We start from the raw sequence: 20,154 nt of genomic DNA, 5'->3' as shown, positions 1-20,154 counted from the left end.
CCGACGCGACCCCGACGTGACCCGACGTACCTCCGCGGTGCTCCCGGCGCGTTCCCGGAGCACCCCCGACGGGGCCTGGAAGCGGCCCCGTTGTCAACGTTTCGTCAACCACATTTAGAGGGCCGCCCGTCCGGATATCGGTCGTCGCTCTCCGGAACGTGTGTTAACGGTCCGTTTCGTCGCTGTCTGTCTGTGCTCGCTTTGTCCGGATTTCGGTCTTCGGGCGCTTGGCGATGTTGTCAAAACGAGACCACTTAAGTGTGGTTTACAGCCCGGACGTACTTAATAGTTGGCTCCATTGAGCTCGGGTCAATGGGTCACGCACTGTGGGGAGTGCCGACTCACGAGCACACTCGGGGCACTTGAGTCCAACGCCGTCAGGGGTGTCGGCAGAACTCGGAGTGCCTCTCTTGTAGTGACAAGTGGACTCATGAGGAGGAACCCATGCGCGGTGCCAAGAGCGCCAAGTGGGTAGCGGGCGCGATCGTCGTCGCCCTGGCAGCAACCGCCTGTGGCGGGGGTAAGAGCGACGAGGGCAAGGCTGGCGCCGGCGCCGTCGACCCGAACGGAATCTTCTCGATCGAGCTCGGTGAGCCGGAGAAGCCCCTGCTCACCGGTGACACGATGGAGTCCAACGGCTCCGCGGTCATGGCCGGCCTGTTCTCGACCCTGGTCGACTACAAGGCCGACGGCTCCCTGGAGATGATCAACGCCGAGTCGGTCACCACGACCGACTCGAAGACGTGGACCGTCAAGCTCAAGCCGGGCTGGACCTTCCACGACGGCACCCCGGTCACGTCCAAGTCCTTCGTGGACGCGTGGAACTGGAACGCCAACGTCAAGAACGCTCAGGGCCTCGCGTCCTGGTTCGCCGACATCAAGGGCTTCGACAAGATCCACCCCGAGGCCGAGGGCGCCAAGCCGACCACGGACAAGCTCGAGGGTCTGAAGGTCGTCGACGACAACACCTTCACGATCGAGCTGAACAGCGCGGTTCCGTACTTCGCGCACAAGCTCGCCTACATCGTCTTCGCCCCGCTCCCGGCCTCCTTCTACAAGGACCCGGTCGCCGGTGGCCAGAAGCCGGTCGGCAACGGTCCCTACAAGTTCAAGTCCTGGGACCACAAGAAGCAGATCGAGATCACCCGCTTCGACGGCTACAAGGGCCCGAACAAGGCGAAGAACGGCGGTGTGGTCTTCAAGAACTACACCACCCTCGAGGCCGCGTACGAGGACCTGAAGTCGGGCAACGTCGACGTCCTGCGTCAGATCGCCCCGAAGGACCTGCCGGTCTACCGTCAGGACCTCGGCGACCGCGCTGTCGACCAGGCGTACTCCGCGATCCAGACGATCGCCGTCGCCTTCTACGCCGACCAGTGGAAGAAGCCGAAGCAGATCGACCCGCGCGTCATCCAGGGTCTGTCCATGGCGATCGACCGTGCCACCATCACCAAGACGGTGCTGAACGGCACGCGTGAGCCCGCGACCGGCTGGGTCGCCAAGGGCGTGCTCGGCTACCAGCCGAACGCGGTCGAGGTCACCAAGTTCGACCCGACCAAGGCCAAGGAGCTCATCAAGGCCGGCGGCGGCGTCCCCGGCAACAAGATCTCCATCCAGTACAACGCCGACGGTGGCCACAAGGAGTGGGTGGAGGCTGTCTGCAACTCCATCCAGCAGGCCACCAGCGTCCAGTGTGTCGGCGACGGCAAGCCGGACTTCCAGGCCGACCTGACCGCTCGTAAGACGAAGCAGGTCAAGTCCCTGTACCGCTCCGGCTGGGTGCTCGACTACCCGGTGAACGCCAACTTCATCTCGGACCTGTTCCGTACGGGTGCCGGCGGCAACCAGGGCGACTTCTCCAACAAGGAGCTGGACGCCAAGATCGCTCAGGCTGACTCGGCCAAGACGCTCGACGAGTCGGTCAAGGCGTACCAGGCCATCGAGAAGGACCTGGTCAACTACATGCCGTCGATCCCGCTCTGGTACTACAAGGTCAACGCGGGCTTCTCGGAGAAGGTTTCCGGCGTGGCGTACGGCCAGGACGGCGACCCGATCCTGACCGGCGTCGAGGTCAAGAAGTAATCACCCAAGCGTAGTCCGCTCGCCGCAAGCGGGGCTGACGGATCGTCAGCCCCGTCGCGGTGCCTTACGCAGTGGCTGGGGGGCCCTTCCACGACATCGTCATGCCCAGATCCGGGCAGACCGTCGAGGGAGGGCCCGTCGGCTGCGGCCGTCACATCTCAACGGAGGCATGATGGGGCGCTATGTCGCACGACGACTGCTCCAGATGATCCCGGTCTTCCTCGGGACAACCCTGCTGATCTTCCTCATGGTTCACAGCCTGCCCGGTGACCCCGTGCTGGCGATGTTCGGTGACAAGGGGGCAGATCCTGCGACCCTGGCCGCGAAGCGCCATGAGCTCGGTCTCGACAAGTCGCTGCCGGAGCAGTACTTCGTCTACATGCGGGACATGGTCCTGCACCTCGACTTCGGTACCCAGATCCGCAACGGGCGGCCGGTCACCGAGGTGCTGGGCGAGGCGTTCCCCGTCACGCTCCAACTGGCCGTGCTGGCCTTCGCGTTCGAGCTGATCTTCGGAATCGGCCTCGGCATCATCGCGGGTCTGCGGGCCGGCCGCCTGGCCGACAACGCCATCCTGATCTTCACGCTGCTGATCATCTCGATCCCGGTCTTCGTGCTCGGCTTCCTGATCAAGATGCAGTTCGCGTTCAACCTGGGCTGGATCGCGCCCAACGTCTCCACCGAGCAGAACTGGGACGAGCTCATCGCCCCCGCCATCGTGCTCGGCGGTCTCTCGCTCGCCTACGTGGCGCGTCTGACCCGGACCACCATGGCGGAGAACCTGCGCGCCGACTACATGCGCACGGCCATCGCCAAGGGTCTGCCGAAGCGCCGCATCATCGGTGTCCACCTGATGCGCAACTCGATGATCCCGGTCATCACCTTCCTCGGCACCGACATCGGCGCCCTCATGGGTGGTGCGGTCGTCACCGAGAAGATCTTCAACATCAAGGGCATCGGCGGCCTGATCGCCGAGTCGATCTCCCGTCGCGAGGGCACCACCCTGGTCGGCCTCGTCACCATCCTGGTGATCGTCTACCTCGTCACCAGCCTGCTCATCGACCTGCTGTACGCGGTCCTGGACCCGAGGATCCGTTATGCCTGACGTGACCAAGACCGCGGCCGACGCCATCGAGGACGCGATCGCTCCCCCGTCGGTCGACGCGACCGCGGCGGCGCCGACGTCGGAGAAGGCCCGCAGCCTGTGGGGCGACGCCTGGTCGGACCTGCGCCGCAACCCGTACTTCCTCGTCTCCGCAGTGATGATCTTCTTCCTGCTGCTCATCGCCGCCGTCCCGAGCCTGTTCACCAGTGCCTCGCCGACCGCCGGTGACCTGGTGAAGCACTTCCTGGGCAAGCCGGAGCTCGGCCACATCGGCTCGGCCGAGTGGCTCGGTTACGACGGCCAGGGCCGTTCCGTGTACGCCCGTCTGATCCACGGCACCCGTGCCTCGATCATCGTGGGCGTCTGCGTCACCGCGATCGTGACGATCTTCGGCGGCCTCATCGGCATGCTCGCCGGCTACTTCGGCGGCGTGCTCGACGCGGTCCTCTCCCGGATCACCGACATCTTCTTCGGTATCCCGTTCCTGCTCGGCGCGATGGTCGTGCTTCAGTCCTTCACCGACCGCACCGTCTGGGTGGTCGTGGGCGCGCTGGCGTTCCTCGGCTGGACCCAGATGGCCCGCGTGATGCGCGGTGCCGTGATCACGGTCAAGCAGGCCGACTACGTCCACGCCGCCACGGCTCTGGGCGCCGGCACCACGCGGATCCTGTTCCGGCACATCCTGCCGAACGCCATGGCCCCGCTGATCGTCGTCGCCACCATCTCGCTCGGCGGCTACATCTCGGCCGAGGCCACCCTGTCCTACCTGGGCCTGGGTCTCGCCTCGCCGACCGTCTCCTGGGGCGTCGACATCTCCACCGCCGTCGACCAGATCCGAGTGGCCCCGCACATCCTGCTGTGGCCCTCGATCATGCTGAGCATCACCGTGCTGGCATTCATCATGCTCGGCGAAGCAGTCCGCAACGCCCTCGACCCGAAGATGCGCTGAGGAGGGCGAACGTGACCATCATCGACAACACCGCGACGGTCCCCGCGCCGCGCGGCGGCGACCACACCGGTCCGCTGCTCGAAGTCCGCGACCTGCACGTCGAGTTCCACACCCGCGACGGTGTGGCCAAGGCGGTCAACGGCGTCAACTACTCGGTCAACGCCGGTGAGACGCTGGCCGTGCTGGGTGAGTCCGGCTCCGGCAAGTCCGTCACCGCGCAGGCGATCATGGGCATCCTCGACATGCCGCCCGGCAAGATCCCGCAGGGCGAGATCTTCTTCCGCGGCCAGGACATGCTCAAGATGTCCAACGAGGAGCGCCGGAAGATCCGTGGCCGGAAGATCGCGATGATCTTCCAGGACGCGCTGTCCTCCCTGAACCCGGTCCTCTCCGTGGGCTACCAGCTCGGCGAGATGTTCCGCGTGCACCACGGCCTGTCCAAGAAGGACGCCAAGGCCAAGGCCATCGAGCTGATGGACAAGGTCAAGATCCCCGCCGCCAAGGCGCGGGTCTCCGACTACCCCCACCAGTTCTCCGGCGGTATGCGCCAGCGCATCATGATCGCCATGGCGCTGGCCCTGGAGCCGGACCTGATCATCGCGGACGAGCCCACCACGGCGCTCGACGTGACGGTCCAGGCCCAGGTCATGGACCTCCTCGCGGAGCTCCAGCAGGAATACAACATGGGTCTGATCCTGATCACCCACGACCTCGGCGTCGTCGCCGACGTCGCGGACAAGATCGCGGTCATGTACGCCGGCCGCATCGTGGAGCAGGCGCCGGTGCACGAGCTGTACAAGCGCCCGGCCCACCCATACACCCGTGGCCTGCTGGACTCGATCCCGCGCCTGGACCAGAAGGGCCAGGAGCTCTACGCGATCAAGGGCCTGCCGCCCAACCTGCTTCGCGTGCCCACCGGCTGCGCCTTCAACCCGCGCTGCCCCAAGGCCGACGACATCTGCCGTACGGAGATCCCGGCCCTGGCGCCGGTCACCGAGCAGAACGGCGCCGAGCTGCCGGGCCGCAAGAGCGCGTGCCACTTCTGGAAGGAGACGATCCATGGCTGAGCTGAGCAAGACGAACGAGGCCGGGGGCGTGTCCGAGGCGGAGGCCGTAGCCGCCATCGAGGCGCCGATCGGGCGCGGTGAGCCGATCCTTCAGGTCCGCGACCTGAAGAAGCACTTCCCGCTCACCCAGGGCATCCTCTTCAAGAAGCAGGTCGGCGCGGTCAAGGCCGTGGACGGGGTCTCCTTCGACCTCTACCAGGGCGAGACCCTCGGCATCGTGGGCGAGTCCGGCTGTGGCAAGTCCACCGTCGCCAAGCTCCTGATGAACCTGGAGCGGGCCACCGCCGGCGAGGTCTTCTACAAGGGTCAGGACATCACCCGGCTCTCCGGCCGCGCCCTCAAGGCCGTGCGCCGGAACATCCAGATGGTGTTCCAGGACCCGTACACCTCGCTGAACCCGCGTATGACGGTCGGCGACATCATCGGCGAGCCCTTCGACATCCACCCCGAGGTGGCCCCGAAGGGTGACCGGCGCCGCAAGGTGCAGGAGCTGCTCGACGTCGTCGGTCTGAACCCCGAGTACATCAACCGCTACCCGCACCAGTTCTCCGGCGGTCAGCGCCAGCGCATCGGCATCGCCCGCGGCCTCGCGCTCAACCCCGAGATCATCATCTGCGACGAGCCGGTCTCCGCCCTGGACGTGTCCGTCCAGGCGCAGGTCATCAACCTGATGGAGAAGCTGCAGGACGAGTTCAACCTGTCCTACATCTTCATCGCGCACGACCTGTCGATCGTCCGGCACATCTCGGACCGCGTCGGCGTGATGTACCTGGGCAAGATGGCCGAGATCGGTACGGACACCCAGATCTACGACCACCCGACCCACCCGTACACCCAGGCGCTGCTCTCCGCGGTGCCGGTTCCGGACCCGGAGGCCCGCGCGCACCGCGAGCGGATCATCCTCACCGGTGACGTGCCCTCGCCGGCCAACCCGCCGTCGGGCTGCCGCTTCCGCACCCGCTGCTGGAAGGCCCAGGACATCTGCGCCACCGAGACCCCGCTGCTGGCGGTCCCGGAGCGCTTCCAGGGCCGGAACACCCCGGCCGCGCACGAGTCCGCGTGCCACTTCGCCGAGGAGAAGGACGTCGTGCACGCGTCCTGAGTGCCGAGCACTCGACTCCGGGCCCCGAGCTCGACGTGAACGGCCGGTCCCCGGTGCCGCAAGGCGCCGGGGACCGGCCGTTTCGCATGCCCGGGAGCGACGTCCTCGCTGCCCGGAACGATCAAGGTCTGGTCCGCGCGCGGGGAGCCGGCCGCGACCGAGGAGCCGGCCGCGATCGAGGCCGCGAGCGCGCCGCTCGGGTTCGCGTGCCCGGAGGTCCGTCGGCCGAGAGACGCGGTGCCCGGGGTCGCGTGCCCCCGAGGTCCACCGGCCCGTTCATCCGGACGCCATAAAAGTGCACTCCCGTCAATATCGGGTGATATTGGGGCCTAAGTAATGCTCAGGACATCGGGAGGCACTCCATGCGCGGAGCCACGCACGCCAAGTGGGCCGCTCTGGCCACCGCCGTCGCCCTCGCGGCGACCGCCTGCGGAGGTGGCGGCGACAGTGGCGGCGGAGGCGCGGACGGCGTCGTGTCCTCCTCGTGGGGCGACCCGCAGAACCCGCTGGAGCCGGCGAACACCAACGAGGTGCAGGGCGGCAAGGTCCTGTCCATGATCTTCCGCGGGCTCAAGCAGTACGACCCGAAGACCGGCGCCGCCAAGGACATGCTCGCCGAGAAGATCGACTCGACCGACTCGACCAACTTCACCGTCACGGTCAAGAGCGGCTGGACCTTCTCCAACGGGGAGAAGGTCACCGCCAAGTCCTTCGTCGATGCCTGGAACTACGGCGCGAGCCTGAAGAACAACCAGAAGAACGCCTACTTCTTCAGCTACATCGAGGGCTACGACCAGGTCCACCCCGACTCGGGGGCGCAGAAGGCCACGACGATGTCCGGTCTCAAGGTCACCGGCGACCTGACCTTCACGATCAAGCTGACGCAGAAGTTCTCGACCTTCCCCGACACCCTCGGCTACGCGGCCTACTCGCCGCTGCCGCAGGCCTTCTACACGGACCACGCCGGCTGGCTGAACAAGCCGATCGGCAACGGCCCGTACACGGTCGACACCTATTCCAAGGGCTCGCAGATGGTCCTCAAGAAGTGGGACGGTTACCCGGGCCCCGACAAGGCGCAAAACGGCGGCATCACCCTCAAGGTCTACACCGACAACAACACCGCCTACACCGACCTCACGGCCGGCAACCTCGACCTCGTCGACGACATCCCCGCCTCGCAGCTCAAGAACGTCTCCGCCGACCTCGGGAACCGCTACATCAACACCCCCGCCGGCATCATCCAGACGCTCTCCTTCCCGTTCTACGACCCCGCCTGGAACAAGCCCGGCCAGGAGAAGCTGCGCACGGGCCTGTCCATGGCGATCAACCGGGACCAGATCACCCAGACGATCTTCCAGAAGACCCGCACCCCCGCCGTCGACTGGACCTCACCGGTGCTCGGCGAGGCCGGCGGCTTCAAGGACATCTGCGGCGACGCCTGCAAGTACAACCCCACCGAGGCCAAGAAGCTGGTCGCCGAGGGCGGCGGCATCCCCGGCGGCACGATGACGATCTCGTACAACGCCGACACCGGCTCCCACAAGGAGTGGGTGGACGCCGTCTGCAACTCCATCAACAACGCGCTCGGCAACAACAAGGCCTGCGTCGGCAACCCGATCGGCACCTTCGCCGACTTCCGCAGCCAGGTCAGCACGCAGAAGATGAAGGGCCCGTTCCGGGCCGGCTGGCAGATGGACTACCCGCTCATCCAGAACTTCCTGCAGCCGCTGTACTACACCAACGCCTCGTCCAACGACGGCAAGTACTCGAACCCGCAGTTCGACAAGCTGGTCAACCAGGCCAACGCCGAGACCGACACCCCGAAGGCCGTCGGACTCTTCCAGCAGGCCGAGGGAGTCCTCAAGAACGACATGGGCGCCATCCCGCTCTGGTACCAGAACGGGAGCGCCGGCTACTCGGAGCGGGTCGAGAACGTGACGCTCAACCCGTTCAGCGTCCCCGTCTACGACCAGATCAAGGTCAAGTGACGCCTTAGCAGGCCGTACCGGTCGGCAGCGTACGGCCCGGCCCGCGGATCCCCCGCGCCGGGCCGTGCAGCTTTCCCCGCCCGGCTTCCTCCCCCCACTACTGGAGGTTTTCGTGGGTCGCTATGTGATCCGGCGGCTGCTGCAGATGATCCCGGTCTTCTTCGGCGCCACGCTGCTGATCTTCCTGATGGTGAACGTGATGGGCGACCCCATCGCCGGCCTGTGCGGCGACCGCGCCTGCGATCCCGCCACCGCCGCCCAGCTGGAGAAGGAGTTCGGCCTCGACAAGCCGGTCTGGCAGCAATACCTGACCTACATGGGCAACGTCTTCACCGGCGACTTCGGCACCGCCTTCAACGGCCAGCCCGTCACCGAACTGATGGCCAACGCCTTCCCCGTCACCATCCGGCTGACCATCGTCGCCATCCTCTTCGAGGTCGTCATCGGCATCACCCTCGGCGTCGTCACCGGCCTCAAGCGCGGCCACCCCGTCGACACCTCGGTGCTGCTGCTGACCCTGGTCGTCCTCTCCATCCCGACCTTCGTCACCGGCCTGCTGCTCCAGCTGCTGCTCGGCGTCGAATGGGGCTGGATCAAACCGGCGGTCTCGCCGGAGGCCCCCTTCAGCGAACTGATCGTCCCCGGCCTCGTCCTCGCCTCCGTGTCGCTCGCGTACGTCACCCGGCTCACCCGCACCTCCATCGCCGAGAACAAGCGCGCCGACTACGTCCGCACGGCCGTCGCCAAGGGTCTGCCGCGCCGCCGGGTGATCACCCGGCACCTGCTGCGCAACAGCCTCATCCCCGTGGTGACCTTCATCGGCGCCGACATCGGCGCGCTCATGGGCGGCGCCATCGTCACCGAACGGATCTTCAACATCCACGGCGTGGGCTACCAGCTGTACCAGGGCATCGTCCGCCAGAACACGCAGACCGTCGTCGGCTTCGTGACGATCCTCGTCCTGGTGTTCCTCCTGGCCAACCTGCTGGTCGACCTCCTGTACGCCGTCCTTGACCCGAGGATTCGCTATGCCTGAGCCGATTGAGCCGTTCGAGCCGCTGGAGTCGTACGGCGAGGAGGGACGTGCCGTGGCATCGACCGGAGCCGGAGGAGCGGCCGACTTCGGCACCGCGGAGGCCGAGACGCTGGAGAAGAGCCTCGAGAACGGACCGGACACCGGACCGGGCACCGGCCCGGAGGCCGGCGGCGACAAGAAGCCCCGCTCGCTGTGGTCCGACGCCTGGCACGACCTGCGGCGCAATCCGGTCTTCATCATCTCCGGGCTCATCATCCTCTTCCTCGTCGTCATCTCCATCTGGCCCTCGCTGATCGCCTCCGGAGACCCCCTCGACTGCGACCTGTCCAAGGCCCAGGAGGGCTCCCAGCCCGGCCACCCGTTCGGCTTCAACGGCCAGGGCTGCGACGTCTACACCCGGGTCGTCTACGGCGCCCGCACCTCCGTCACCGTCGGCGTCTGCGCCACCCTCGGTGTGGCGCTCCTCGGCGGCGTCCTCGGCGGACTCGCCGGCTTCTTCGGCGGTACGTGGGACGGCTTCCTGTCCCGGATCACCGACGTCTTCTTCGCCATCCCCGTCGTCCTCGGCGGTCTGGTGCTCCTTTCGGTGGTGACCAGCTCCACCGTCTGGCCCGTCATCGGCTTCATGGTGCTGCTCGGCTGGCCACAGCTCTCCCGCATCGCCCGCGGCTCCGTCATCACCGCCAAACAGAACGACTACGTCCAGGCGGCCCGGGCGCTCGGCGCCTCCAACTCCCGGATGATGCTGCGGCACATCGCGCCCAACGCGATCGCCCCCGTGATCGTCGTCGCGACCATCGCGCTCGGCACCTACATCGCCCTGGAGGCGACCCTGTCGTACCTCGGCGTCGGCCTGAAGCCGCCCACCGTGTCGTGGGGCATCGACATCTCCTCGGCCTCGCAGTACATCCGCAACGCCCCGCACATGCTGCTCTGGCCGGCCGGCGCGCTCGCCGTCACGGTGCTCGCCTTCATCATGCTCGGCGACGCGGTGCGCGACGCCCTCGACCCCAAGCTGAGGTAGCCGACCATGCTGCTCGAAGTGCGCGACCTGCACGTGGAGTTCCACACCCGCGACGGTGTGGCCAAGGCGGTCAACGGTGTCAACTACTCGGTCGACGCGGGGGAGACCCTGGCCGTGCTCGGCGAGTCCGGCTCCGGGAAGTCGGTCACCGCCCAGGCCGTCATGGGCATCCTCGACATTCCCCCCGGCAAGATCACCAGCGGCGAGATCCGCTTCCAGGGCCAGGACCTGCTCACGCTCAAGGAAGAGGAAAGGCGGAAGATCCGCGGCGCCAAGATGGCGATGATCTTCCAGGACGCGCTGTCCTCCCTCAACCCCGTCATCAGCGTCGGCGACCAGCTCGGCGAGATGTTCCAGGTGCACCGGGGCATGTCCCGCAAGGACTCCAAGGCCAAGGCCGTCGAGCTGATGGACCGGGTCCGCATCCCCGCCGCCAAGGAGCGCGTCGGCCAGTACCCGCACCAGTTCTCCGGCGGCATGCGCCAGCGCATCATGATCGCGATGGCGCTCGCCCTCGAACCCGAGCTGATCATCGCCGACGAGCCGACCACCGCCCTCGACGTCACCGTCCAGGCCCAGGTCATGGACCTGCTCGCCGAGCTGCAGCGCGAGCTCAACATGGGCCTCATCCTCATCACCCACGACCTCGGCGTGGTCGCCGACGTCGCCGACAAGATCGCCGTGATGTACGCGGGGAAGATCGTCGAGCAGGCGCCGGTGCACGAGATCTACAAGGCGCCCGCTCACCCCTACACCAGGGGTCTGCTCGACTCGATCCCCCGGCTCGACCAGAAGGGCCAGGAGCTCTACGCCATCAAGGGCCTGCCGCCCAACCTCCTGGCCATCCCGTCCGGCTGCTCCTTCAACCCGCGCTGCCCGCTCGCCCGGGAGCGGTGCCGGACCGACGTGCCGCCGCTGTACGACGTCACCGAATCGCCCGTACCGCGTACCAGCGCCTGCCACTACTGGAAGGAGTGCCTCCATGGCTGAGGCGATTCTCCAGGTCCGCGACCTGGTCAAGCACTATCCGCTGACCCAGGGCATCCTCTTCAAGAAGCACGTCGGCGCGGTCAAGGCCGTCGACGGGGTGGACTTCGACCTCAAGGCGGGCGAGACCCTCGGCATCGTCGGCGAGTCCGGCTGCGGCAAGTCGACCGTGGCGAAGATGCTGGTCAACCTGGAGCGGCCGACCTCCGGATCGATCTCGTACAAGGGCGAGGACATCACCAAGCTCTCGGCCAGGGCGCTCAGGGCCGTGCGCCGGAACATCCAGATGGTGTTCCAGGACCCGTACACCTCGCTGAACCCGCGCATGACCGTCGGCGACATCATCGGCGAGCCCTACGAGATCCACCCCGAGGTCGCGCCCAAGGGCGACCGGCGGCGCAAGGTGCAGGACCTGCTCGACGTCGTCGGCCTCAACCCCGAGTACATCAACCGGTACCCGCACCAGTTCTCCGGCGGCCAGCGCCAGCGCATCGGCATCGCGCGCGGACTGGCCCTGCGGCCCGAGATCATCGTGGCCGACGAGCCGGTCTCGGCGCTCGACGTCTCCGTGCAGGCCCAGGTGGTGAACCTGCTCGAACGCCTCCAGAACGAGTTCAGCCTCTCGTACGTCTTCATCGCGCACGACCTGTCGATCGTCCGGCACATCTCCGACCGGGTCGGCGTCATGTACCTCGGCCGGATCGTGGAGATCGGCAGCGACGCCGAGATCTACGACCACCCCACGCACCCCTACACCCAGGCGCTGCTCTCGGCCGTGCCGGTGCCGAACCCCGAGGCGCGCGAGCACCGCGAGCGGATCATCCTCTCCGGCGACGTGCCCTCGCCCGCCAACATCCCCTCCGGCTGCCGCTTCCGCACGCGCTGCTGGAAGGCCCAGGAGCGCTGTGCCCTGGAGGTCCCGCTGCTGGCCGTTCCCGCCGTCTTCCGGCTCACCGACTCCCCGGCGAGGCACGACTCGGCCTGCCACTTCGCGGAGGAGAAGCGCGTGGTCCCGCCGGATGAAGGGGAGGCACCGGGTACGGGACCCGCCTCCGGCCCGGGCGCGGGTCCCGGTCCCGGTCCCGGCAAGGGCGTCGGGCCGGCCTCCGGCCCGGGCGCGGGTCCCGGTCCCGGTCCCGGCAAGGGCGTCGGGCCCGCCTCCGGCCCGGGCGCGGGTCCCGGTCCCGGTCCCGGCAAGGGCGTCGGGCCCGCCTCCGGCCCGGGCGCCGGACCGGTTTCGCGCCCGGGCACCGGACCGGGTTCCGGCGCCACCCCGGAGTCCGGCTCCGGCACCGGGGCGGACCCCGGACGGGAGCCCGGGTCCGATCCCGGATTCGAAGCGCCTTAACGCACAGGCAACTTCACCGAATCGGTTCCGATATACGGACGCGGGAAGCTGCACAACGTACGGCCGTGCGGGTGCCGTTGGACCGGCCGGGGCGCGCCATGTCGCCCCGGCCGGTCGCCCCGCGACCCGACTTGACGCACACGCTTCCCGCATATGCGGAACCGCTTGTTTCGGCCGACGGCGACCGTGAGTATCGGCCCCGTGACTGTGACACGAACGGCACGTCTGACCGGCGCCGCCCTCAGCGCCGCGCTCGCCCTCGTCATCGTCGTCTGGCTGCTGCGCGACCTCGCGGTCTTCGGTCCGAGCACCGAACTGCTCTGGTACTGGGCCGGGGACCACGGCTTCCGGCTCCACGCCGGCGCCGCCACCTCGCTCGTCGACCCGTTGCTCCTCGTCGCCTACGCCGCCACCGCCCTCACCGCCCTGCGCTCCTCCCTTGCCGGGCCCGCGCTCGCCGTCACCGGGCTCACCACGCTCGCCCTGCGGCTGCCGGGACTGTGGGCCTCCGGGGTGGACGAGCTCGTCACGGCCCTCGTGAGCCTCGCACTCGGCGGCGCGCTCGTCGTCATCGCCGCCGCCGGCCGTGACGACCGCACCGGCCACGCGGAAGGACCGGACCTGCCGCCGGAACCGTCCGCCGAGCCGCCCGTCCGCACCGGACCCGCCGTCACCGCCGGGATCCTGTGCGCGCTCGCCGGGCTGATGTGGGCGGCCTGGGAGCTGCGCTGGGCGGCGCTGCTGCCCGCCGACTACACCGTCAGCCGCTTCACCGGCGGGCGCTCCCTGCTCCTGCCCGCCCTCGCCGTCCCGCCCGGCTGGCTGAACGTCGTGCTCGTGCTGCTGCTCCTCGGCGCCGCCGGCAGCGCCTTCGCCCGCGCCGGTCACGCCCGTTCGCTCGGACTGCTCGCCGGGCTGCTCCTCGCGGGCGTCGGGGCGAGCGGGGTCGCGGCGGCCCTGCGGCCCGAATGGCACACCTTCGTGCCCGAGCTGGAGCTCTACTCCGTGGCCTACGACCTCGCGTCCGGCTTCGCGCTGCTCGCCGGGCTCGCCGTCATGGCGCTGCTCGCGCGGCCGGGGCGCTCGCGCCGCGCCCCGTACCGCCCCGCCGCGGCCCTGCCACCGGCCCCGCCCGCCCGGCGCCCGCCCGGCTGGTGAAGTCCTAACCCCCGAGGCCCAGCGACCGCCGCAGGAAGTCCACCTGGAGCAGCAGCAGGTTCTCCGCCACCTGCTCCTGCGGCGTCATGTGCGTGACGCCCGACAGCGGCAGCACCTCGTGCGGCCGGCCCGCCGCGAGCAGCGCGGAGGAGAGCCGCAGGGTGTGGGCCATCACCACGTTGTCGTCGGCGAGACCGTGCACGATCATCATCGGCCGGGCCGGTTCCCGCGGCTCCGTCAGGCCGGCGTCCGACAGCAGCGAGTTCGCGGCGTAGACCTCGGGCTCCTCCTCCGGGCGGCCGAGGTAGCGCTCGGTGTAGTGGGTGTCGTAGAGCCGCCAGTCCGTCACCGGTGCGCCGACCACGGCCGCGTGGAAGACGTCGGGCCGGCGCAGCGCCGCGAGCGCGGCGAGATAGCCGCCGAAGGACCAGCCGCGGATCGCCACCCGCCCGAGGTCGAGCGGGAACCGCCCCGTCAGGTCGTGCAGCGCCTCCACCTGGTCGTCGAGGGACAGCGTGAGGTCCCGGCTGATCGCCTTCTCCCAGCCGGGGGAGCGGCCCGGCATGCCCCGTCCGTCGGCGACGACCACCGCGAAGCCCTGCTCGGCGAACCACTGCGAGGTCAGGTGCGGGTTGTGCGCGGCGAGCACCCGCTGCCCGTGCGGACCGCCGTACGGGTCCATCAGGACCGGCAGCGGCCCGTCGCCCTCCGTCCAGCCCGAGGGCAGCAGGACGGCGCACGGGATCCGCCGCGCACCCGCCGCGGTCAGCCGCACCCCGGCCGAGAGGACTGGGCGCTGCGCGTACGAGGAGACCTCGGCGACCCGCTTCCCGTCCCGCAGCACCCGCGTCACGCTGCCCGGCGTGTCCGTGCCGGTCGAGGACAGCACCGTCACGCCGCCCGACCGGACGGCGCCGTGCACGCCCGCCGCGTCGGACACCCGCTCCACCGACGCGCCGCCGCCGGCCGGGTAGCCGACCCGGTACACATGGATCTCACCGATCTCGGGCGTCCCCCCGGTCTCGGCCGCCTCACCCGCCGACGCCGAGATCAGGACATCTTCCGCGCCGACGTCCAGCACCGCCCGCACCTGCAGCCGCGCGTCCGTGAGCGCGCGGTCCCCGACTGCGAGCACGCGGGCACCGCTCTCGTCGGTGATCCGCACCAGCTGCCCGTCCGGCGTCCAGGCCGGCACCCCGCCGAAGAGTTCGAGCCACACCGGATCCTCGTCCACACGCACCGTCCGCGTGGCCCCCGACTCCGGGTCGACCGTCAGATACGCCTGCGTGCGCTGGTCCCGCGCCTGGACGAGGAGCAGCGGCGGCCCGCCGGCCGCCCAGTGGACCCGGGCCAGATACGGGAAGGCCTCCCGGTCCCACACCACCTCGGTGCGGTTTCCGGACAGATCCACCAGGAGGAGACCGACCTCCGCGTTGGGCGTGCCCGCCGCCGGGTACGCCACCGGCTGCGGCTCCCGGTCCGGGTTCGCCGGATCCGCGATCCACCAGCGCCGCACCGGCCGCGCGTCCGCCCGCTCCACCAGCAGCCGGTCCGAGGACGGCGCCCACCAGAAGCCCCGGGAGCGGCTCATCTCCTCCGAGGCCACGAACTCCGCGAGCCCGTACGTGATCCCCTCCGCCTCCGGTTCCGCGAGCGCCCGGTCGCCGGAGCCCTCCGCTCCGGTCACCCGCAGCGCCCCGCCCGCCGTGTAGGCCACGAACCGCCCGTCGGGCGAGGGCCGCGGGTCGACCACGGGCCCGGGCACCGGCAGCTCGCGCGCCGTACCCGCCCGCAGCTCCGCCGTGAACAGGCGCCCCGACAGCGCGAAGGCCGCCAACTCCACGGCTGCGTCCACCGCGTAGCCCACGATGCCCGCGGAGCCCTCCCGGCTGCGCTCCCGGCGGGCCCGCTCCTCCGCGGACAACTCCTCGGCGGCGCCCGCGAGCAGCACCTCCGGATCCGCCGCGAGCCGCTCCACCGCGCCGCCGGGTCCGGCCGCCCCGGCCGCCCCGTCGAGGGACAGCACCCAGAGCCCGTGCGACCGGTCCGTCCCCGAACCGGAGCGGAGGAACACCACCCGCTCGCCGTCCGGCGAGATGGCGAAGCCGCGCGGAGCACCCAGGGTGAAGCGCTGGGTCCGGGCGTGCTGACGGGGGAACGAGAGGGATGAGGACTGCTCCTGTGGCGAAGTCATATGACCGAAACTAGCGTCCGTGCGCCCCCTCATGCCCCCGTACACCGATCGATGCGATGGCACGGATAGTTATGATCCGTAGCGCTAGGTGGGTATGCATCCACCAGGCACATGCCAACCGAACGTCCGACCGAAGAAGTGTGGAGGTGAACCGCCGTGGCACTCTCGATTTCGGCGGTGGTGCTGCTGGCGATCGTCGTCTTCCTGCTGATCCGGAAATCCGGGCTCAAGGCTGGGCATGCGGCGGTCTGCGCGCTCCTGGGCTTCTACCTGGCGAGCTCGTCCATCGCCCCGTCCATCAGTACGTTCACCACGAACGTGGCGAGCATGATCGGGGGCCTCAAGTTCTGACCTGCCGGTCTTTCCGTGGCCCCGCCTCGTAGGGTGGGGCCATGACGGTTCTCCCAGCCCGTCGTCTGCTCCTCGTGCACGCGCACCCGGACGACGAGTCGATCAACAACGGCGCCACCATGGCCAGGTACGCGGCCGAGGGCGCGCTCGTGACCCTGGTGACCTGCACCCTGGGCGAGGAGGGCGAGGTCATCCCGCCCGAGCTCGCCCACCTCGCGCCCGACCGGGAGGACCGGCTCGGCGACCACCGCGTCGGCGAACTCGCGGCCGCGATGAAGGAGCTGGGCGTCACCGACCACCGCTTCCTCGGCGGACCCGGACGCTTCCGCGACTCCGGGATGATGGGCGTCGAGCAGAACCGGCGCGCGAACGCCTTCTGGAACACCGACGTCGACACCGCCGCCCCCCATCTCGTCGCGGTCGTCCGCGAGACCCGCCCGCAGGTCCTCGTCACCTACGACCCCGACGGTGGCTACGGCCACCCCGACCACATCCAGGCCCACCGGGTCGCCATGCGCGCCGCCGAGCTCGCCGCCGACCCCGCCTACCGTCCCGATCTCGGCCCGGCCCACGCCATCGCCAAGATCTACTGGAACCGGGTCCCGCGCCCGGTCGCCGAGGCCGGCTTCGCGCGGCTGCGCGCCGAGGGCTCGGTCTTCCCCGCCGACGCCGTGATCGGCGACGTGCCCGGCGTCGTCGACGAGGACCGCATCACCACCGAGATCACGGCGAGCGAGGCCCACGCGGCCCGCAAGGGCGCCGCCATGGCCGCCCACGCCACCCAAGTAGCGGTCGACGGCCCCTTCTTCGCCCTCTCCAACAACCTGGCCCAGCCGATCTTCACGACCGAGTACTACGAGCTGGTCCAGGGCAGGTCCGGCGCGCCCGCCGGCGAACGCGAGACCGATCTGTTCGCGGGACTCGCCGAGCCGGGTGCCGCCGCGGCGGCGGACGCCGGGTCCGGCGCCGGCGGGGCGGAGGCGGCCGGATGACCGCGCAGAAGCAGCCCGCCCGGTCCGGACGCGTCGAACACCCCGCGCACACCACGGGGGAACTCACCCCTGGTGCCCGGTACGCCTGGTATGCCGTGCTCGTCGTCCTCGGGACGCTCGTCGGCGCGGCCGGCTCGCTCGTCCAAGCCGCCTGGTTCCCCGTCGGGTTGTTGCTGGCCCTGCTCGGCTCCGCCGCCGTCTTCTACGGCGGACGGCGCGCCACACGGAACCAGCTCGGCGTCGCGGCGGCCGGCGGCGGCTGGCTCGTCGCCATCGTGCTGCTCAGCTTCGGACGCCCCGAAGGGGACGGCCTGTTCGGCGGCGGCATCGGGGAGATGGTGTTCCTGCTCGGCGGCATGGCCGTCGCTGTGATGTGCGCCACGATGACCCGATTGTCCCGACCGGCCCCCTGATCAGGGGGACTTGACCCCGCGCTGTCCCGACTTCGGCCGGAATGCCCGTGGCGGATCCACGCCGGGTCGGGTACGGATCGGCGGCGGCCAGTATGGTGGTGCGCGCCGCCGACCGCCCGGATCACCACGAGCATCAGCAAGAGCGGGCGGCGGAGCCAACCGGGAGATCCTGCTTTGAGTCGTGAAACTGGTCGAGAGACTGACAGTTCGTCCTCCGGCGCCCAGGGGCGCGGCGGGGCCGCGTACCCCTCGGGCACCCCGCCGTACGGCCTCCGCGGTGGCCAGGAAGCGGTGGAGGGGGCCGGGGCCTCCGCGCCGTCCGAGGAGCCGAAGACCGAAACCACGCTGACCACCCGCATCCGGATCAACATCCCGGGTTCGCGGCCGATTCCGCCCGTGGTCGTCCGCAAGCCGGTCGGCGACACCCAGAGCGGTGGTGGCGCGGCGGGCGAGCGCCCGGCCCCGGCGCCCGAGCCGAAGGCCGCGGCGGAGCCCGTACGCCCGGAGCCGGCGCCCAGGCCGGAGCCCGTGGCCCAGGCCGAGCCGGCGCCGCAGGCGGACGAGAAGACCAGCGACTGGTTCGCGCCGCGCAAGGCGTCCGCGCCGAAGCCCGCCGCGGGCGCTCCCGCCCTGGGCCCGGGTCCGACGGCCCCCGCCCCGGCCGCCCCCGCGGCTCCCGCCGCCCCGGGCTCCGGCTTCGCGGGTTCCGCGACCGACGGCGTCCCCTCGGTCGGCAGCACCACCCAGAGCATGCCGATCGTCACCCCGCTCACCGGCGGCACACCGGCCGGGGGTGCCCCCGCGTACGACGGCACTCCCGCCGGCGGCACCCCCATGTACGGGCACACGCCCGCGGGTGGCACGCCGAGGTACGACGGCACCCCGGCCGGCGGCACGCCGAGGTACGACGGCGCCGGGCACACGCCGGCCGGCGGCACCCCGGTGTACGACGGCACCCCGGCCGGCGGCACTCCCGCCTTCCACGCCCAGGGCGCTCCCGCCAACCCCCTCTACGACCGCGGCCCGGGCCACACGCCGGCCGGCGGCACGCCCGTCGCCGGCGGGGCCATGGCCCCCACCGGCCCGACCACCGGCCCGGTCACCGGCAGCAGCCCGGTCGTCGGCCCCGGTCACCCGGGCGGCGCGGCCCGGCGCGGAGGTCTGCCGAACCGTGGCCAGCAGCCCCCGCGGATGTCCGACGACACCGCGATCCTCACGCCCCAGCCCCCGGCCCCGGTGCCGGGCCCGGGCGGAGACCAGGGGCATGTCTCCGGCTCGACGCTGACCAGCGGCATTCCCGTCGTCCCGGCCGGCGGGCCGGACCTGACCCCGCGCATCCCCGAGCGGACCGAGCCCCCGGCGCCGCCGAGGCCCGCCGCGGCGGCGAGGCCCGCGAAGAAGCAGCGTTCCAAGCTGGTCCTGGCCGGTGTCGGCGTGTTCGGCCTGGTCGGCCTCGCCTACGGCGCCGGACTCCTGATGAACCACGCCGACGTGCCGAAGGGGACCACCGTCCTCGGCGTGGACATCGGCGGCGGTACGAAGGAGGAGGCCGTCGCCAAGCTGGAGGCGTCGCTCGGCAAGCGCGCCCACGCCCCGCTCCAGCTCAACGTGGGCGGCAAGAAGGCCGAGCTGGCCCCCGACAAGGCCGGTCTCGCCCTGGACGCGCAGGAGACGGTGCGCGGCGCGGCCGGCAGCGACTACAACCCGGTCAGCGTCATCGGCTCGCTCTTCGGCGGCGAGCGGGTCGTCCAGCCGGTCTTCCCGATCGACGAGGAGAAGCTGGGCGTCGCCCTCACCGACCTGGCGGGCAGCTCCGGCTCGGCCGCCGAGGGCACGATCGTGTTCTCGCCGGGCAAGGCCACCGCGGTCGAGGGCAAGCCGGGCAAGGGACTGGACGTCCAGCGCTCGATGATCGCGGTCAAGGACGCGTACCGCGCCCAGGTCGAGACCGGCCGCCCGAACACGGTGGACCTCCCCGTCGTCACCCGCCAGCCGACCATCACCAAGGCGGAGCTGGACCGGGCGATGGAGGAGTTCGCGGTGCCGGCCATGTCCGGCAAGATCAAGATCAAGGCGGGTGCGAAGTCCATCGACTTCGGTCCGGCGAAGTCCCTGCCGAAGATCCTCTCGATGAAGGCCGTCGACGGGCGCCTGGTCGAGGTCTACAACAAGCAGGCGATCGACGAGCTCCTCGACGGCGTCTTCGACGGCATCATGATCACCAAGGCGGACGGCACCAAGCACCAGGTGTCGGCCGACGACGTGGCCTTCGTGATGCGGGACGCGCTGCGCGGCAAGACGGCTTCGGAGCGCACGAAGACGATCGACCTGTCGGGCGAGGGCTGACCGGCACCCGTA

The 20,154-nt window shown here is 70.2% G+C and carries 16 protein-coding genes; 15 read left to right on the top strand and 1 reads right to left on the bottom strand.

Annotation, left to right across the window (positions count from 1 at the left end; genetic code table 11):
- Positions 1-444: 444 nt before the first annotated feature.
- From ACIRQF_RS19640 to ACIRQF_RS19590, 11 genes are all read left to right on the top strand, one after another.
- Positions 445-2,082, top strand: coding sequence for an ABC transporter substrate-binding protein (locus ACIRQF_RS19640; RefSeq protein ID WP_404093590.1), 1,638 nt, complete (start codon positions 445-447; stop codon positions 2,080-2,082).
- Positions 2,083-2,254: 172 nt separating this feature from the next.
- Positions 2,255-3,187: an ABC transporter permease gene (locus tag ACIRQF_RS19635; protein ID WP_404093644.1), complete on the top strand. Its 933-nt coding sequence runs from the start codon at positions 2,255-2,257 to the stop codon at positions 3,185-3,187.
- The gene (locus ACIRQF_RS19630; RefSeq protein ID WP_382486290.1) at positions 3,180-4,136 is read left to right on the top strand and encodes an ABC transporter permease; all 957 of its coding nucleotides are present in this window, start codon (positions 3,180-3,182) and stop codon (positions 4,134-4,136) included. The genes ACIRQF_RS19635 and ACIRQF_RS19630 overlap by 8 nt, the downstream gene beginning before the upstream one ends.
- 11 nt (positions 4,137-4,147) lie before the next feature.
- Complete coding sequence (locus tag ACIRQF_RS19625; protein ID WP_376632066.1) at positions 4,148-5,203, top strand: ABC transporter ATP-binding protein; 1,056 nt, start codon at positions 4,148-4,150, stop codon at positions 5,201-5,203.
- Positions 5,196-6,305 carry an ABC transporter ATP-binding protein gene (locus ACIRQF_RS19620; RefSeq protein ID WP_382486292.1) on the top strand — a complete coding sequence of 370 codons (1,110 nt, stop codon included), beginning with the start codon at positions 5,196-5,198 and terminating at the stop codon, positions 6,303-6,305. Before ACIRQF_RS19625 ends, ACIRQF_RS19620 begins: the two co-directional genes overlap by 8 nt.
- A 362-nt stretch (positions 6,306-6,667) precedes the next feature.
- A complete protein-coding gene (locus tag ACIRQF_RS19615) occupies positions 6,668-8,293 on the top strand; it encodes an ABC transporter substrate-binding protein (RefSeq protein ID WP_382487644.1) in 1,626 nt (541 codons plus the stop codon).
- 112 nt (positions 8,294-8,405) lie between these two features.
- On the top strand, positions 8,406-9,329 hold the full coding sequence (locus tag ACIRQF_RS19610) for an ABC transporter permease (protein ID WP_403517394.1): 924 nt from the start codon (positions 8,406-8,408) through the stop codon (positions 9,327-9,329).
- Complete coding sequence (locus ACIRQF_RS19605) at positions 9,322-10,353, top strand: ABC transporter permease (protein WP_376632073.1); 1,032 nt, start codon at positions 9,322-9,324, stop codon at positions 10,351-10,353. Before ACIRQF_RS19610 ends, ACIRQF_RS19605 begins: the two co-directional genes overlap by 8 nt.
- A 6-nt stretch (positions 10,354-10,359) precedes the next feature.
- The gene (locus ACIRQF_RS19600) at positions 10,360-11,343 is read left to right on the top strand and encodes an ABC transporter ATP-binding protein (protein WP_376632075.1); all 984 of its coding nucleotides are present in this window, start codon (positions 10,360-10,362) and stop codon (positions 11,341-11,343) included.
- Positions 11,336-12,688, top strand: a complete 1,353-nt coding sequence (locus ACIRQF_RS19595) for an ABC transporter ATP-binding protein (RefSeq protein WP_404093586.1) — start codon at positions 11,336-11,338, stop codon at positions 12,686-12,688. Before ACIRQF_RS19600 ends, ACIRQF_RS19595 begins: the two co-directional genes overlap by 8 nt.
- A gap of 201 nt (positions 12,689-12,889) precedes the next feature.
- Complete coding sequence (locus tag ACIRQF_RS19590; RefSeq protein ID WP_404093584.1) at positions 12,890-13,846, top strand: hypothetical protein; 957 nt, start codon at positions 12,890-12,892, stop codon at positions 13,844-13,846.
- Between the two features lie 4 nt (positions 13,847-13,850).
- Here ACIRQF_RS19590 and ACIRQF_RS19585 read toward each other — a convergent pair whose 3' ends face one another.
- Positions 13,851-16,040, bottom strand: coding sequence for an alpha/beta fold hydrolase (locus ACIRQF_RS19585; protein ID WP_404093581.1), 2,190 nt, complete (start codon positions 16,038-16,040; stop codon positions 13,851-13,853).
- Positions 16,041-16,196: 156 nt separating this feature from the next.
- Between ACIRQF_RS19585 and ACIRQF_RS19580 the strand changes: the two genes are divergently transcribed.
- From ACIRQF_RS19580 to ACIRQF_RS19565, 4 genes are all read left to right on the top strand, one after another.
- On the top strand, positions 16,197-16,391 hold the full coding sequence (locus ACIRQF_RS19580) for a hypothetical protein (RefSeq protein WP_376632082.1): 195 nt from the start codon (positions 16,197-16,199) through the stop codon (positions 16,389-16,391).
- A 41-nt stretch (positions 16,392-16,432) separates the two neighbouring features.
- Positions 16,433-17,383, top strand: a complete 951-nt coding sequence (gene mshB, locus ACIRQF_RS19575; protein WP_376632083.1) for an N-acetyl-1-D-myo-inositol-2-amino-2-deoxy-alpha-D-glucopyranoside deacetylase — start codon at positions 16,433-16,435, stop codon at positions 17,381-17,383.
- Positions 17,380-17,796 (top strand): DUF6113 family protein, encoded by a 417-nt coding sequence (locus tag ACIRQF_RS19570; RefSeq protein ID WP_404093578.1) that lies wholly within the window; start codon positions 17,380-17,382, stop codon positions 17,794-17,796. The genes mshB and ACIRQF_RS19570 overlap by 4 nt, the downstream gene beginning before the upstream one ends.
- A gap of 291 nt (positions 17,797-18,087) precedes the next feature.
- Entirely contained in the window at positions 18,088-20,142 is a 2,055-nt protein-coding gene (locus ACIRQF_RS19565; protein ID WP_404093576.1) for a hypothetical protein, read from the top strand.
- Positions 20,143-20,154: the final 12 nt, after the last annotated feature.

The organism is Streptomyces sp. NPDC101191 (assembly GCF_044767915.1).
GTDB lineage: Bacteria > Actinomycetota > Actinomycetes > Streptomycetales > Streptomycetaceae > Streptomyces.
This window is presented reverse-complemented; position numbering and strand designations above follow the sequence as displayed.